This is a genomic window from Serratia nevei (assembly GCF_024160145.1).
Taxonomy (GTDB): Bacteria; Pseudomonadota; Gammaproteobacteria; order Enterobacterales; family Enterobacteriaceae; genus Serratia; species Serratia nevei_A.
Genome location: NZ_JAMYWQ010000114.1, coordinates 1 through 483 on the forward strand (window position 1 = coordinate 1; position 483 = coordinate 483).

At 57.1% G+C, this 483-nt stretch carries 1 protein-coding gene; it reads right to left on the minus strand.

Going from position 1 to position 483, the window contains the following annotated elements:
• Positions 1 to 483, minus strand: a 483-nt coding sequence (locus M6G53_RS25000; RefSeq protein ID WP_253335255.1) for a VENN motif pre-toxin domain-containing protein, incomplete at both ends; no start/stop codon positions are given.

The following is a 483-nucleotide window of genomic DNA, read 5'->3' on the forward strand; positions in this document are numbered from 1 at the left end:
GACGCTTCAGCGACATCCCCCTTCTTCAGCGCCGTTTCTGCCGCCTTGATCGCCTTACCTGCTGCATCTCCAGCCCCAGGAATGATGCCTATCGCCGCAACCAGATAATCCAAAGCACTCTGGGCTTCCGCAAAACTCTTGATATCCCCTACCACCGGCACAAAATCTGCACCTGTCGACAGGATATCTTTCAGCTCTTCCCGGCGTTCAGTATACATCTTCACCGAGCACGCTTCCGCGCTCATTCCGGCACAGTTTTGCTGCTTATAGCGCTCGTTTTCTGCATCGACACGCTCTTCGGCTACCTGCTGAGGAGTCTTACCCTGAGATACAGCGTCAACAATATCACTCAGCGCGTTATTCTCCACCGCATTCTTCCCAGCCTGCACGCCGGTTACGGCTCCCGCAGTATCCCCCGTCGCCAGCCCGCCTGCAAGCCCTGCGGCCAACTGGCTCAGTGCGCTCACCTGCTGCTTCTCGCTT